This is a genomic window from Draconibacterium sp. IB214405, from assembly GCF_033963885.1.
Lineage (GTDB): Bacteria > Bacteroidota > Bacteroidia > Bacteroidales > Prolixibacteraceae > Draconibacterium.
In genome coordinates this window covers 78247-95652 of sequence record NZ_JAXBMA010000003.1, presented here as the reverse complement: position 1 = coordinate 95652, position 17406 = coordinate 78247, and the positions used below count along the sequence as shown (strand labels likewise).

The 17406-nt window shown below is 42.1% G+C and carries 7 protein-coding genes; 1 reads left to right on the top strand and 6 read right to left on the bottom strand.

The genetic code is table 11. The annotated features are described in order from the left end of the window. The 5 genes from SLH46_RS10425 to SLH46_RS10405 all read right to left on the bottom strand — a co-directional run bounded on the left by SLH46_RS10425 (position 1) and on the right by SLH46_RS10405 (position 10336). Positions 1–1131, bottom strand: a complete 1131-nt coding sequence (locus SLH46_RS10425; protein WP_320281126.1) for an endo-1,4-beta-xylanase — start codon at positions 1129–1131, stop codon at positions 1–3. Positions 1132–1260: 129 nt separating this feature from the next. Continuing rightward, complete coding sequence (locus SLH46_RS10420) at positions 1261–3213, bottom strand: carbohydrate binding domain-containing protein (RefSeq protein WP_320281125.1); 1953 nt, start codon at positions 3211–3213, stop codon at positions 1261–1263. Between the two features lie 18 nt (positions 3214–3231). After that, complete coding sequence (locus tag SLH46_RS10415; protein WP_320281124.1) at positions 3232–4827, bottom strand: RagB/SusD family nutrient uptake outer membrane protein; 1596 nt, start codon at positions 4825–4827, stop codon at positions 3232–3234. A 17-nt stretch (positions 4828–4844) separates the two neighbouring features. Beyond that, entirely contained in the window at positions 4845–7898 is a 3054-nt protein-coding gene (locus tag SLH46_RS10410) for a SusC/RagA family TonB-linked outer membrane protein (RefSeq protein ID WP_320281123.1), read from the bottom strand. Positions 7899–8188: 290 nt separating this feature from the next. Beyond that, positions 8189–10336 carry an alpha-glucuronidase family glycosyl hydrolase gene (locus SLH46_RS10405; RefSeq protein ID WP_320281122.1) on the bottom strand — a complete coding sequence of 716 codons (2148 nt, stop codon included), beginning with the start codon at positions 10334–10336 and terminating at the stop codon, positions 8189–8191. Between the two features lie 225 nt (positions 10337–10561). Between SLH46_RS10405 and SLH46_RS10400 the strand changes: the two genes are divergently transcribed. Then, positions 10562–14650, top strand: coding sequence for a hybrid sensor histidine kinase/response regulator transcription factor (locus SLH46_RS10400; protein ID WP_320281121.1), 4089 nt, complete (start codon positions 10562–10564; stop codon positions 14648–14650). Here the strand turns inward: SLH46_RS10400 and galB are convergent. Further along, complete coding sequence (galB, locus tag SLH46_RS10395; RefSeq protein WP_320281120.1) at positions 14643–17402, bottom strand: beta-galactosidase GalB; 2760 nt, start codon at positions 17400–17402, stop codon at positions 14643–14645. The two genes, SLH46_RS10400 and galB, sit on opposite strands and share 8 nt — an antisense overlap. Positions 17403–17406 lie beyond the last annotated feature (4 nt).

Sequence of the window (17406 nt, the reverse complement as noted above, 5' to 3'; positions counted from 1 at the left end):
TTAAAAATCGATCACCGAAAAATACGCCGGTTTAGGATCGTAGTTGATATCGAACAAAAATGGATAATTTTTTCGGTTGTTTACCGGGAAATTATCGAGCCAGGTGTGGTTGTCGCAAACTCCCCAAAAGGTTATACTTGTAATATTATCTTTATAATCTCTGAACAAGCTAAAATACCTGTTGTACGCACTTTTTTGCTGAGAAGCAATATCCGAAGTGTACTCACTTTCGGCATTGGCATCGCTGGTGTAAACCGAAACATCCAATTCTGTAATTTGGATTTCCAGATCCAGGTAAGCGTACTTGTCGAAAGCTGAAGTAATATTGTTACTCGATGGTGCATCAATATTCCAGTGCCCCTGCATCCCGATTCCATCAACCAGGTTTTGGGTGTGTAGCTTACTGAGTAGCGTGTAGATTTTATCGCGTTTATTTGGACTTGTAGCTGAATAATCGTTGTAAAATAATTTAGCATCGGGATCGGCCTGACGAGCCGCTTTAAAAGCTTCGAAAATATAATCTTCGCCGCAAATGCGATACCAATCGGTATTTTTATACTGGCTTCCACCATCGTCTATGGCTTCGTTCACCACATCCCACACATATACTTTTCCCTTAAAATGTGTAACCACATTTGTAATATGAGTGCGAAGTCGCTCTAAAACCAGTTCTTTCGATGCTTCCTGGCTTCCATCGCGAAAAACCCAGGATGGAACCTGGTTGTGCCAACACAAAGTATGCCCACGAACTTTCATTCCGTTAGCTTGTGCAAAAGCAACTATTTTGTCGGCTTGGGTGTAGTTGAAATTACCTTCGGTAGCCTGCAATGTCGACCACTTCATTACATTTTCAGCGGTTAAACTGTTAATGTGGCGTTTCAATAGTTTAACATCGTAGCTATTTGTAATTGCCGACGGCTCGATGGCAGCACCAATCTGAAAATATTCTTCAGGAAGGTAATAATCCTTTAGTCCCTCGTCGCTGGCATTGTATTCAGCAATATTTGTTGGTCGTGTCTCCTCTTCCTCTTCTTCCTCTTCGGGAATGAACTCATCACTACTCTCGCCACACGCAACAAAAAGCAAAAGCGAGAAAATAAACAAGATATTTTTATAAGATATTGTCATCATATCGGCAATATAAACTAGCGTAAATTTTGTATTTGTCTTTTGTTTTCTCTAAACAAGTCGATTGTTTTTTATTGAGATAAAAGGGAAGCCGCCATTTTAACGGCTCCCCTTTTTTACTCATCTATTAAGCTATTCACACGGACTCTCGTATTCCGTAACAACTACATCATCGATAAAAAATGTTTGTGTTGATGCGCCCATATCCAGCAGAATATGGTGATCACCTGTTGAGGTAGCCCCTGCAGTAAACACAAAACTGTAATATGTCCAGTCGGTGGCAATTGTAATATCAGGCGAGTAAAAGAAGTCATCTGCCTGACCGCTTGCCCAGCGCGAAGCTGATAAACGCATTACTCCATCAGGACCGGCTGCTTTACCCCAGAAACTAACTTTGTATTTCTGATCAACAGTCAGCGCAACTGCATTGGCCGCGATCTGAACATCCCAAGGATTTCCACCTGTACCTGTAACAGTAAGAGATTTAGATCCGCTGTGTGCATCGTCGGTGGTTGCAGTGGCTGCACCATTCAACACTTCCCAGCCAGTTAAATCTTCTTCAAAACCTCCGTTGGCGTATAAACTGGTTTGCTCTTCGTATTCTTTCAAACTCACTGCATCGATATAGAATGTTTGAGTTGTTTTACCGAAGTCCATTACAATCTGGTGATTTCCGGTTGAAGTTGTCTGGGCAGTAAATACAAAGCTGTAATACGTCCAGTCGGTTGCAACGGTAACATCAGGCGAGTAGAAGAAGTCGTCTGCCTGACCGCTTGCCCAACGTGAACAAGAAACTCTCATAATTCCATCGGCTCCGGCAGCTTTCGCCCAGAAACCCAGTTCATATTGTGTTCCGGCTTCAAGCTCGATTGCACTTGAGGCAATTTGTACATCCCAGTAGTTTCCTCCAGATCCGATTGCTTCCAGTGATTTACTTCCGCAATAAGCTTCAGCTGTTGAAATATTAAATGTTCCATTTAATGTTTCCCATCCTGTAAGGTCGTCTTCAAAACTTGCATTGGTCAACAATTCAGGAGCTCCTAAAGAACCACCTGCACCGGCAATTAAGGTAACATTGTCGATAGCAAACGGAACATTTGTTGTTCCCATATCCAATACAATTTTACTTCCGTTAGGCAGCTCCTGACCGGTAAATGTCCAGGTGTATTGCGCCCATTCTGTTGTGATACTTACATCGCCGCCATAGAAATAATCTTCAGGCCATTGCGAAACAGAAACACGCATTACCGCGCCATCAGCTTCACCTTTTGCCCAAAGTACTACGGTATATTCAGTTCCGGCCACTACATCAATCGGATCGGTAGCGAACTGTGTATTCCAAGGATTACTTGCTGCACCAACCACTCTCACTGATCTGCCATAATATGCATCATCGCCACTAATTGCAGTCATTCCGTCGCCACCGTTTAGTTTCGACCAGTTAGTAAATTCGTCGCCTTCACCAGCTTCGAAGTTGCCGTTAGTGATCAGGTTTTCGCCTGCGTAGAACATAAAATTAGATTTAGTAGAACCGTGGATTGTTGTAATCTCAATTTCGGCCAGTTCATTTGCCGGCAAACCTGCAGGAACTACTACTGTAAGTGAAGTTGGTGTTGCTGAATTAATTGTTGCAACTACATCGCCAATCATTACTTCCGGACTGTATTCGCTGTTCAAACTCAGACCTTGAATTACTAATTCTTCACCTGAAGCAACCGCATTTGAACTTAGCGACTGAATTACAGGAACAGGGCGTAACAATACTTCAAAATCAATAGTTTCGCGGTAATTATCGTTCATTACCAGTGTAATTACTGACTGACCAACTTTAGCCCCTTCAGGCACATTAAAGGTTACGGTATTTCCATCGAGCGTAAACTCGGCCTGTCGTTCGCCAACAAACACAAAGTTTATCAGGTTAAAGTTTGTTCCGTCAATTGAGACCGGATCGTTAATAAACGCCGATTCAACACTGATACCGGTTATAGTAACACTTCCGAAGATATCATCTTCGTCCTGGCAGCCTGTTGTTAAAACAGCCACTGCCATGATGCTTATTATTAAATACTTAAAATATTCTTTCATGATAGATTGTTTTAACTGTTAATAACCAGGGTTTTGCTGAACACCAGTTAAATCGATAAAAGCCTGTGGAATAGGCCATCTTAAATGGTAATCTTTCATATAAATCGGATTGCTGTCGGCATCTTTGGCATACATATTTGCACGCTCAACCAATAATCCCTGACGTTTCATAAAAGCCCAACGCAAACCTTCGTGTCCCAGTTCGCGAGCATGTTCGTCGATAATCTTATCCATGTCGATACTGGTGAAATTGTGGTCTGAGTTTCCGTAAGCTCTTTCTCTAACGGTATTAATCAATTCAAGTGCACGTGCATCGTTTCCGTTTCTTAAATGCGCTTCGGCAGCAATAATGTAGGCTTCCGATAAACGATAAACGATAATGTTTCTGAAACCTTCAGCGTCATTCACTTCACGGTTGTACGTGCCATCTTCGAACAATTTATTGATCGTTGGATCGAGGTAACGCAACGGACGTCCGGCATCGGCTCCAAACTGAGCTACCAGGTCTTCGTATGTTGCAGGATCGCCAAGACTTTTTCCTGCAGGCAGGTTGTCTTCGTCGTTGTAATACCACACACGTTTGTGCCATGCATCCAAACGGCCATCTTCTTCTTCAAACAACGTCCAGTAGTATTCTGATGGAGAAAGTCGTGACCATGGGCGACCACCCTGATCGAGTGCAGTTGTAAGTCCGTCAACCAAACGGTAAAGCGGCACATATTGCTGCATTGTACGCTGTGGACGGTTTGAAATTGCCGGGTTGAAAACCCACGAAAGAATAATCTCTTCGTTGCTTTCTTCCCCCTGTTTTCCTCCATCGAGGCCAAAGATATAATCAAGTGGCTGAAGTGTGTACGATCCATCAGCAATTACCGATTCTGCAGCTGAAGCAGCAGCACCGTAATCGCCCATTAACATGTAGGCTTTCGATAATAAGTGATAAGCCAGTCCTTGCGACGCATCGCCAACACCTAAACCGGTTGAACGTTTTGGCAACAAGGCTATTGCATTTTCACAGTCTTCAACAATCAATGGTAGAACTTCCTCCGAAGTACTTAATTCAACATCGTAACGAATTTCTTCGCCCGGCTCCAGACGGTTGGGAATAATTACAACATTTTCCCAACGTACAACCATTTCCATATAAACATAGGCGCGTAAAGCGTACGCCTGACCAATGATAAAATCCACTTCTTCGGCCTGTGTATCGGTTGACGGTACAAAATTACCACCGTATTGAATAACCGTATTACAAGCAGTGATCGACTCGATCAAACCATTAAAAATATCCTCGATCTGAGGGCTTAAAGGCGAAAGGTTTGATGTGTACAACATCATGGCTTCCATACCTCCGTCGGCCACGTCGAGCAGGTGGGTTCCTGCTGTTACAATATCAGTTCCGCATTGCTTATACAAGCAAATCTCGTTGTTCTCGTGGATGGAACGTGCACGCTCATATACCTGCAACATTAAAGAGTTCAATCCATCGATACTTGCCACTGCCTGCGAGGCAGGTAATCTATCTCTTTCGTCCAGATCAATAATTGCATCGTCGCAATTCGAGAAAATGATCAGGAAGCTAAAGAGCCATATTATATTTGTAATCTTTTTCATTATTCAGGTTTTAATGGTTAAAACGAAATTTTGGTTCCAAAGATCCATGTTCTGGTTATTGGATAAGCTCCTCTACCAGCTTCAGGAGAATATGCATCGGTATAGTCGGTCCAGTATTTCAGGTTGTTTCCACGAATTGAGAATGAAACAGCAGAAAATGGAGTTCTTGCCAAAATACTGCTTGGCAGTTGGTAACTTAACGATACGTTACGCAGTGCTACGAATGAAGCATCCTGTATTTTTACAGCAGTGGCATAGTCGCCGGTAAATTTACCTGCTGCAGGAAACTCGTTCGAAGGATTCTCAGGAGTCCAGTAGTTAATGTAAAGTTCGTTTTCACGACCTGTGTACGATCCATAGAAATTATTTATTCGTTGAATTCCCTGAACGGTTTCGAACAACACATCCAATTCAAATCCTTTAAAAGAGAAAGTGTTTCTGATACCACCGTACCAATCAGGAGTAACATCGCTACCCAAAATCGAACGGTCGTTCTGGTCTATCACTCCGTTGTCATCAATGTCGCGGATTTTAATATCGCCAGGTTCAGCACCATAAACAGCGGCTTCGGCTTCTTCGCCAAGCTGCCAGATTCCAATAGCATCGTAGTTGTAGATTACGCTAAGGTTTTCGCCAATAAACCATTCGTTGGCCACGTTATCGATCGGATTACCGTCGGCATCCACATCGCCACGCGTCAGGCTAATAATTTTATCGTTGTTTTTCGACCAGTTAACTGAAGCTGTCCAGGTAAATCCGTTATAATCAACGATGTCACCGTTAAGACTTATTTCCAAACCGGTATTTTGGGTTTCACCAACGTTACTTAAAATCACGTCGTCGCCGTTAATAATCGGAATTTTTTCACTCAGTAACAGGTCTTTTGTTGTTGTTTTGAAATAATCAACCGATCCGTTTAAACGACTGTCAAAAAGGCCAAAATCAACACCAATATTTATCTGCTGACTTTCCTCCCATTTCAAATCAGGATTTGGAAGCGATCCGAAACCGTAACCAACAACTTCCTGCTCTTCGCCGCTGTCGTTAACAACAATTCCGCGTGTAACGCTTGCGCCATCGAGGTAAGCAAAAGTTCTGATCCTGTCGTTACCCATGGTTCCGTAGCTTAAACGCATTTTCAGGAAGTCGATCGTTTTATTGCTTTCCAGGAAACTTTCGTTATGCATATTCCATGCAACCGAAGCTGATGGGAATACCCCGTATTTGTTGTTTCCTCCGAACTTGGAAGAACCATCGCGACGCACTGTAACCGTTGCATTGTAACGCTCGTCGTAGCTGTAACCAATACGTCCTACCAGGTAAACCTGTCCCCAGTCGTCGGTATCCCAGCTAAATGTCTGACGATCGGTTGGCGAGTCGTCGATGGCGTGGTAACTTAACAAGTCAGTTGCCATTCTGTCGGCTTGTTTATTAAACTGCTCCCATTTGTAGCGCTGAAAACCATAAACGGCAGTTGCATCGAAACTATGTTTTCCAAATGTGTTTTTATAGCTAAGAATATTATCGAGCAGATAGGTTTCGGCGTGCTGGTTTTGAATTTGCGCTTCGTTGTTTCCTCCCGGAATCTGATAGTCGCTTGAGTAGAAACGTCCGTAGAATTCCTGACGGTCTTCAGCAAAAGTATTCAAGCGGTAAGTCAGTCCCTGGTACAATTTAATCTCAACATAAGGATTGATGTACGAGCGGGTAATTTTTCGGTCGATTTCCGATTCGCGGTAACGGTACAACGGGTTAATCTGGAATTGCTGACCATCAACAATTACATAGGTCAGATCACCGTTTTCATCGTACATGTCGCCAAGTGGAGTGTTAATCAAAATAGGAAGGATCGGTGCAAAACCGCCGTTAATATTAAACTCTGAAATTGCGTTGGCAGTTTCGTCGGCAAAACTTTTAGTCATTTGCACATTGGCACCAACTTTCAACCAGGTTGTTGGTGTAAAATCGCCGTTAAAACGAATCGAAAAACGGTTGTAATCCGAACTCTGTACAATACCTTCTTCGGTAAACATATCGGCACTCAGGTAATACGTTCCTTTGTCGCTACCACCCGAAGCAGCAACACTTACATTGCTCTGTAATCCGGTTCTTAGCAACTCGTCCTGCCAGTCGACAGATTTACCTGCGATGTAATTACGAAGCTCGTTTCCATCGAGGATATTGTTTACTGTAGCTCCGGTATTTCCTGCAGTAACCTGCGCATCAAGTCGGTACTGAATATACTGATCAACATCCATAACATCCAGTTTATGGCTAAGGTCAACCATCCCGATGTTGGCGTTTACAGTAACAACTCCGGCACCAGCCTTACCTTTTTTGGTGGTAATTAAAATTACACCGTTTGCACCGCTGGCTCCGTAAATTGAGGCAGCTCCGGCATCTTTTAAAATGTTGATACTTGCAATGTCGTCGGGATTTAATTCCGATAAGTTTCCACCTATCATTGGAACTCCGTCGATAACAATGATTGGCTGGTTGGCCGAACCTACTGATTCAGAACCACCACCCAAAGAGTTTAAACCACGAATACGGAAATTAACTCCCGATCCCGGCTGGCCCGAACCTCTTGTTACCTGAAGTCCTGCTACCTGACCACGCAGTGCTTCCACAACGTTTGGCACAGGTGTTTTAACTACGTCGGCCACATTAACAGTGGCAATTGCTCCGGTTACGTTCGATTTTTCCATAGATCCGTATCCAACAACAATTACTTCGTCTAATGCAGTAGTTGTTTCTTCCAGAATAATGTCAATGGTACTTCGGCCGTCAACAGCAACTTCCTGCTGTGTATAACCGATAAAACTAACTACAAGAATGCCGTCGGCAGGTACATCACCAATGGTAAACTGTCCGTTTACATCGGTAGAAACACCGTTTGTAGTACCTTTTACAACTACGTTGGCTCCCGGTATGGGGCCAGATTCATCTTTAACAGTTCCTGATACAACGGTTTGTGCATAAAGCACAGTTGTACTCAGAAAGAAGAACATCAGTAATCCAAGAGCTCTCAGAAAATGACGTTTGCTTACTTTGTTCAGTTTTTTATTCATAATAGATTGATTTAGTGCTAAATAATGCCTTTTAAATCGTTAAGTTTTAATATGATTGATAATACTAAGTTTCAATTTTTAGTGTCGTTTAATTATACAATCTGAAGTAGTGTTACTCGTTCAAATTGCAAATTGGATCGTTGCGTTAGTTTCTGTTTTAACAGTTCTTGTGATACTTGCCGTATCGTCTCGTGCCGCAGGTGCGGTAATTACTTTTTTGGAAAGGAAACAGGTCGTTTTCATAGATCATTTTATTGGTTATTAATTTGAAATATTATTGTCCAGCTTAATTAATTGTGGTGTTTCAAGTCGAATTTTAGTTTTTTAAGTTCGTCCAGCTGATGCACCGGTTCATCCAGTTCAGCGGGTATTTCGCGTTTCGAAAAGGTTTGGAAGTAGAGTAAACAGGCATCGCGCCACCAAATGGCTTCTTTCACCTGAGTATCCAGTTTGTCGCTTGTCTCTTTAAACTGTCGTTCGTCAACAAATTTTTCCATGCTGTTCCAGGTTTCCCTGAAACGTTTTGCCTGTGTAACGCCTTCGCTGTATTTGTAGCACAACTCGTCCCACAGCTCGCGGCCGTTACTCATGGTATAATCCCATGGCAGATGATGAAACCACAACAGAAATTTCTCGGGGCATAGTTGCGGATCGTCGAACATAGTTTTTAATGGCTCTGCGTACTGTTCAACGGCATTACTTCCTGTTGACGATCGATTGAAACCAATTCCGTAAGAATCGGCTTTGTGGTAATAAGTAGGCAGCCAATCAGGGCGGGCACCCGGAATTTCGCACCAGGGTTCAGGACCATAGTGGTGGCTCCACCCCATCAGGTGATGCAAACCAAGCGGTGTCATATAATTTACTACCGCTTCGCGCGATTCCATCATCACACGGCCCATTTCTTTAATAAATGTTGTATTGTGTGAAAAAGTCTGTTCCAGCCACTCTTCGGCAATCGTTTTTGCGGGTAGGTCAGGATTCCATGCCAGTCGACCAAAAACGTACCAGTTAGCCTGTGCCGAATGACTTCCGCACCAGTTAATATCCTGTCCGATGTTGGACACGCCTGCAATACCGGTTATCGAGTCGTTAAACACATCTCCGTTGGTAACACGTGAAACAGTTGTGTTTCTGCCTTTTTGGTAGGTATCCGTTTGCAGGAATTCCTGAAATAAAGTGCCGAGATAAGCCCAATGATCTGAAAATCCCAAATATTCTTTCGTTATCTGAAGTTCTGGAATTAAAGTAGTGTGTTCCATCGCTCCAAATAACGGGCTAATAGGTTCGCGTGGCTGGAAATCAACCGGGCCATTTTTAACCTGTATCATTACATTGTTGCGAAATTTACCATCGAGCGGCTTAAACTCGTTGTAAGCTTGTTTGGCACGGTCGTCGCCCGAAGGATTGTAAACAAAAGCGCGCCACATTACTATTCCCTTATAAGGATTGAGCGCATCGGCAAGCATATTTGCACCGTCGGCATGTGTTCTGCCATAATCCTGCGGACCGGGCTGGCCTTCAGAATTTGCTTTTACCACAAAACCGCCAAAGTCTGGAATTAGCTGATAAATCTCTGCTACTTTGTTATTCCACCAGTCTTTCACTTCCGGTTTTAAGGGATCAGAATCAGGCAATCCGCCCAGTATTTTTGGCGACGAAAAATTCACCGATAAATACACCTGAATCCCATAAGGCCTCAAAACATCAGCAACGACCTTTACTTTTTGCAGGTATTCTTCTTTTAATATAGCAGGACTTGCATTTACATTATTTAATACCGTTCCGTTTATTCCGATCGATGCATTGGCTCGTGCATAATCAATAATTCGCGGATTAAGTTTTTCGGGCAGGTCGTCCCAAAGCCAAATAGAACGTCCTGCGTAACCTCTTTCAACCGTTCCGTCAAGATTATCCCAATGATTTAATATTCTTCGTTTATAAGCAGGATTTTCAACAATTAGGTCGTTTAATGCTTGAGGATTGGTGCACAAGAGGCGCAGAAAATGATAAGTTCCGTATAAACATCCGTTATCTGTATTGGCTGCAATTATTGTAATATCGTCGTCAGCCAGATACTTGATAATAAAACCATCGCTCCCGGCATTTTTTAGAATTTCGGGCTGAATAGAATTGGCAATAAAATCGTTTTGTAAGGTACCAATACAAATACTTCCGGCAGATGTTTTCGAGTTGCTTTTAGTGTTTTGGGTGAACAATTGGTTCAGGCTACTAATAAATTCGTTTTGGATGATTTCGAATGTTGGAGAGTATTCTGAAATTACTACCGATGAAAATTCATGTCCGTTATAATCAGCAGGCAAAGAAAAATTGGTAAACCAGAGTTTTGAACCGTCGTTTGTGCCGGAAGCTAACATAACATTAGCCGCTGCAAAAAACAGCACAATACACACAACTCTTTTTAGGATCAGTTTCATCGGATAAGTCTTCTTCAGTTTGGTTTATAAAATTTCGAAAACTGTCTCGAAATCTTAAACACAAATTTACAACCGAAGCTTCCTTAAGAACTTGACCGCCTGTAACGGGCATTTTAACTCGTGTTACATGGCTTTTCTGTTGGTTACATATTGTTATACATTGGTTACATGCTCATAATTTTGAAACTATTTTGCTACCTTAGCGACTCTTCCTAAGTGGTACTTATGAAAATCAGAACTAACGTCTTCTTACTGGTTTGTTTAATACTTTTGTCTGGTCTGACAAATGCTCAAAGCAACAATTTTTTCGATTATAAAGAAGGTTTATCCAATAGCTTAATAAATGCCATGCACCAGGATAAAAAAGGTTTTATCTGGGTAGCAACCGAAGATGGTTTAAACCGTTTTGATGGCATTCATTTTAAAACGTTTTTTGCAACTCCAAACGACGATAATTCGCTGAAAAACAATTTTGTAACCGCACTTGGCGAAGACAATAACGGGAACTTACTAGTTGGTCAAATTAACGGACTTCAGATCTATCATCCTGAAAGCGAGTCGTTTACTGAAATTCCTCTGTATATATCCGACGAACGAATTCATCTTTATATAAGCTCCATTATTATGGTTGCCAATAACGATATCTGGATGACTACTTCAGGTTACGGGATAATTCGTATCGATCATAAAACCGGAGCGGTAGATTACAACGAAACATTAAACAAACAACTTTGCAGTCAAAATTTACGCGTTATTTTTGAAGATTCGAATGGTGTTTTGTGGATTGGCTCCGAGAATGACGGACTAAACACTTACGATCCGATAAGTGGCGAAGTTAAACTCTTTACCGAATCGTCGGATAACGGAAATGTTTTACCAAGCAACAATATTTCATCGATTTGCGAAGATGACCTGGGAAATATTTATGTAGGCAGTTTGAAAGGCGGTTTAATTCAGATTCCGAAATTTAACGAACAAGTTGTTGAAATTCATTCCGAAAAGAAAGATGAAACCATATTGCCGGTAAAAAGCCTGCTGTTCGACTCGAAAAAACGTTTGTGGGTTGGAACTGATGGTTTTGGATTGAAACGTTTTAATCCGGAGAACCAACTCTTAAGCAGTTTTTCGCCGAACACCTCTCCTTTCGATTTTGCAAAAAGTAAAATTCATTGCCTAATTGAAGATAATGGTGGTAATATTTGGGCCAGTATTTTCCAAAAAGGATTATTTCTTTTCCCTGAATCACCTGAGATTTTTCAGCACTATGGTTACCATGCTTTTGGCGAAAACAGTATTGGATCAAGTTGTGTAACTTCAATTGCAGGTATAGACGATAAACTTTGGGTGGGTACCGATGGCGATGGTTTGTTCCAGATTAATCGCCAGAATAACAGCATTAAACACGTACTTCTAACGGGTGAAAACCAGGAAAATGATGCCAATAATATTCTTACCATTCACAACGGAAAAGATGAATACGCGTGGCTGGGAACCTACTTTAACGGGTTAATTCGTTACAACAAACGAACCGGCGAAATAAAAAACTATAAACACGATCCGGAAAACCCAAATAGTATAAGTAACGACAATATTACCTGTATTGCAGAAGACCGCTCGGGTTTACTTTGGCTCGGAACGTTGGGTGGTGGTATTTGTCGTTTCGATCCCAAAAGCGAAACCTTCCGGCAGGGCCTAACCGGCGACGATGAACTGAACAGCAAGTTGCCGATGTGGGTAAATACCATTTTTATCGATCGAAAACAAAATTTCTGGCTTGGCACCTATGTCGGTCTGCTTTATTACGATGTTCAGAACGATAAGCTTAAACTTTTTAATACCGCCAACGGAAATATAAATAACAACACGGTAAGCGCTATTCAGGCCGATCGAAGTGGAAATATTTGGGCAGGCACCTACAGCGGGCTGGTTCGGATTGACGTAAATACCTTTGATACCCGATATTACAATACCGAAGACGGTTTGTGTAACAACGTGGTTAGCGCAATTAATGAAGATGAGTTTGGAAAAATCTGGATAAGCACACACGACGGGCTTTCGCGTTTTGATCCTGAAAATAATACGTTTACTAATTACTACGCATACGACGGTATTCAGGCGAATGAGTTCTACAAAAACTCCACATTCCGAAGCAATAAAAATGAGTTGTTTTTTGGTGGGATCAACGGAATGACAGAGATTAAACGTAACTACCTTGATTACACAAGAAGAATTCGCGATGTATTGTTAACCGAGTTTAACCGGTTTAATAAACCTGTTGAAATTGGCGATAAATCGGGAAAACACGTCATTCTGAAAAAGTCGATTGTTTTGGCCGACACCATTCGTTTGCATGAAAAGGACAATGTTTTTTCCATTGGTTTTACATCGGGAGAATTGGCCAGCCAGTCGCGAATAAGTTACGAATACATGATGGAAGGTTTCGATGAAAACTGGATTGGTACAAATGCCCAAAACAGGCGTGCCACCTATACCAACCTGCATTATGGAACGTATACATTTAAAGTGCGCGGTGTGGATAAAGGCCTCTACTCTACCCCTCGAAAACTTACAATAATAATTTATCCATTGTGGTATAAAACCACCTGGGCCAAAATATTGTGGACTTTACTTTTAGGCACCTTGTTTTTCGGAATTGTGATGTTTTATAAAGAAATGATCCAGCGTCGTCATTTGGAGAAAATGAACGAAATGAAGATGCAGTTTTTTATCAATATCTCGCACGAAATTAAAACACCACTCACCCTTATAATTGATCCAATAGAAAAACTGATGCTACAAAAAACGGATCCAAAAACGTCGCGTTTGTACAACCTTATCGACCAGAATGCCCACCGTATATCGCGTTTGGTCAATCAATTAATGGATGTTCGGCGTATTGACAAGGGCGTTATTTTAGTTAAGTTTCAAAAAACCAATCTGTACAATTTTATTCGCGAGATTGCACAATCGTACGAGATTCTATCGGCCGAAAAGAACATTCAATTTAATATCTACGCGCCGGATGAAAATATTGAAGTTTGGATTGATCCCCTGAATTTTGAAAAGGTTATTCTCAATCTTTTGTCGAACGCATTTAAATTTACTCCTCCCGAAGGAAGTATTGAATTGAAAATTACACACACGGTAATGCAAACCGAAGATAACAAAGCTGTTGACGCGGTTAAAATTGCGGTAAGCGACACCGGTGTCGGTATTAAAGAAACTGAGATTGAACGTATTTTTAACCGTTTTTACCAGGTCGAATCGAAAGATCCGTCGCATCGCGGAGGAACCGGTGTCGGGTTGCATTTGTCGCGGGCTTTGGTAAATCTGCATAAAGGAGTTTTGAAAGCCGAAAATAAAGCTGACGGACCCGGTTCCAGGTTTATTATCGAGTTGCCATTGGGTAACGAACATTTGCCTGCCGAAGACATCGTAACTAATGAAAATACCCTGCCTGCGCCGATACACCGCATTCACCGTCAGTTCTTCCCGGGCATCTCAAAAACAGAAGCGAAAGCTGAAAAAGGCGGTAAAAGAGCGCACAAAATACTTGTTGTTGATGATGAACAGGAAATCAGGGATTATCTTACCAGCGAACTCTCGGAAAAATACACGGTAATCAGTGCTGCCGATGGGAAACACGCTTTTGAGCTGTTGATGGAAGAAAAACCAAGCCTGGTGATCAGCGACATTATGATGCCGGAAATGGACGGGATAACGCTCTGTAAAAAGATAAAAGGCAACATGCAAACCGGACATATTCCTGTGGTTTTGTTAACCGCACTTTCGAAAGACGAAAACCGTGCTGAAGGTATTGAGACCGGCGCCGACATGTACATAGTTAAACCGTTTAGCAGCGAATTCATCAAAAAGATAATTGCCAATCTTCTGGAAAACCGTAAGAAAGTTTTTGAGCAGCTAAAAGCTGAAAACGGTCAGTTCGACGTCGATCAGATTGAGTTAAAATCGCACGACGAGATTTTGATGGAGAAAGTAATGAATATCATTAAAGACAATATTTCGAACGAAAAACTAAACGTGGAAATGTTGGCAGAAGGTGTTGGTATCAGCCGTGTACACATGCACAGAAAACTGAAAGAACTTACCAACCAGTCGGCACGCGACTTTATCCGCAACATTCGCATGAAACAAGCGACCTACCTTCTTACCAATAAAAAGTTAACGGTTAGCGAAGTGGCTTATTCGCTGGGATATTCCAACCTGTCGCACTTTAGCAATTCGTTTAAAAGTCATTACGGAATGTCGCCTACCGAGTTTGCCAGTAAACAACAAACCGACCAAACTATTTAATACTTTCAATCTGAATTTCGGCAGGTTTTAAACCATCGGCCTTTGCAGTAACTGTAATTGTTCCGGCTTCGTCGGTTGTTTGAACAATGGCCACAACAACTCCGCTAAAAGCATTTCGTTTTAAAGAGGTAAAAGAAGTCATATCAGTTGCATCGCCGTTATCGCTTGCGATGATATTTCCTGGTCCCTCGATTGAAAATTCAACCTGATTATTGGCCTTAGGAACAAAATTCTGATTCTCATCAACCATGCGAACAGTAATATACGACAAATCATTTCCATCCGCATTTATTACTTTCCGGTCGGCAACAGCTTGCAGCGAATTGGCTTTTCCACTTGTGGTTATAATTTGTTCAGCCCACTTCTCTCCTTTTTTCCATGCAACTGCTTTTAATTCTCCGGGTTCGTAAACCACGTCATCCCAACGCAAACGATACGTTAATTCGCCCTTTTTCTTTTTGCCCAATGATTTGCCATTCAGAAACAGTTCCACTTCATCTCCCGAAGTAAAAATATGAACTGGTGTAGTTTTACCAACTCTTTCAGGCCAGTTCCAATGCGGCAAAATATGCACCATCGGTAACTCCGGGCGCCATTTTGATTGATACAAATAGTAACGGTCTTTTGGGATACCGGCCAGGTCAATTATTCCGGAATATGAACTTCGTGCCCCATAATAAGGAGTTGGTTCGCCAATGTAATCAAAGCCATTCCAGACAAACTCGCCGGCTACAAAAGGATGACTGTCAACGGCAGCAAAAACTTTGTCGACGCTCGATCCAAAATCAACCGCATAAAGTTCATACGAACTGACCTGCATTTGCTCTGAATCTCCTCCCATTCCATCACGAACCGGCGAACTCAACTTATCAGTCACCGGGAAGAAATAAATTCCCCTGCTGCTAAATGCCGAGGCAGTTTCGGTACTAATGATTACTTTTTCAGGATATTTTTCATGGAAAGCATCATACATCGGCACGGTCTGAATCCGCTCTGTACCTTCAAACATCGGATCTTGCCTTATTCCCTCTCCCTGGTAATTCAAACCGATAAAATCGGCAACTTCAGGCATTTTCATTAACGGCTTGGCAAAGTTCATCGCTGTTATAGTTGGTCGGATTCTGTCTTCTTCCTTTACAAAATCATAGAGTCTGCGGGCAACAGCAGCACCATCGGCTTCCGTATATTGTTCGCCAACTTCGTTTCCAAAACTCCAGATAATTACTGACGGACAGTTTCTGTCGCGGCGAATAAAAGCTCTTGTATCCGGTTCAGACCATTCTTCGAAAATAAGGTGAAAATCGTGATCAGTTTTTTTGCGCTCCCACGAATCAAATATCTCATCCAATACCAGAAACCCCATTTTATCGGTCAGTTCTAGCAACTCCGGTGCCGGTGGATTGTGCGCTGTTCGAATGGCATTACAACCCATTTTACGTAAAATCTCCAGCTGTCGTTCGGCTGCTCTTTTGTTGAACGCCGCACCTAAGGCTCCCAGGTCGTGATGATTGTTTACACCTTGCAGTTTGATCAGTTCTCCGTTTACCAACACTCCTTTTTCAGGATCAAACTCTAACGATCGAATTCCAAAACGTGTTTCGTACGAATCGATTGGTTTGCCATCCTGAAAAACAGTGGTAACAGCCACATACAAATTGGGCTGCTGCGTAGGTGGTGGTCCCCAAAGCTTTGGATTTTCAACAACAATCGAACTTTTAAATTCAGAACTTTTCCCTGATTTTACTTCCGAAATTTGGCTTTCAAAAACTGCTGTTGCTTCTTCTGCCCGCTTTCCAGCCTCCTTTAATTCAAACAGTTCTGTAAGCACTTCAACATTGGCATCCGATTCAGAGTCATTGTCAATTGTCACTTCTAGGTTGATGGTTGCCGACTTTTCGGAAACATTTTCACATGTTATGTAAGTTCCGTATTGTGCCACATGAACCGGATTGGTTTTTACCAGCCAGACATTGCGGTAAAGACCGGCTCCCGGATACCAACGGGCAGAATAATTGGGATTATCCAAACGGATGGCCAACTGATTTTCTGCACAGGGAACAATATAAGGAGTGAGATCGAGGCGGAAAGAAGCATAACCATATGGCCAGCCGCCCACCAAATTTCCATTTAACCAAACCATAGCGTACGACATGGCTCCGTCGATATCAAGAAAAATACGTTTGTCTTTATCCGTTTCCGGAATGTCCAACTTTTTGCGATACCAGGCTACTCCGTTCACCGGCAAACGCCCCATTCCTCCGCCAACTTCCGAATTCCATCCGGTTTGGAAAGGACCTTTTATTGCCCAATCATGAGGCAGATTTACTGTTTCCCAACTAGCATCATCAAAACCGGCTTTTACAAAAGGGAAATCACTTCCCGGATTTCCATCCGGCCGTTGATGTTTATTATTCGAATCATTGATAAAATCATTTGCTGTAGGTAAAATCCAATCTTTCAGTACCTTTTGTGTACTTTCAACTTCAACAGCTTCGGTAGGTTTCGAGTCGGCATCCTTCACCAGGTTTCCTTCATTTATTGCCGGACGAACATCATAAATTAGCTGATCAGCCAACGAATCGGATGTATATTTGAAGAACTGCCAATCCCGGTTGAGACTTATTCGTTCACGTGTTTCGGTTTGCTGTGGATTACAGGCAGTCAATAAAAACAACAACCCAAAAATGAAGTTTTGAATTCTAAAATTTTGCTGAATTTCCAGGGATTTAATAAAGCTAAGTTTCCTGTTCATAGCT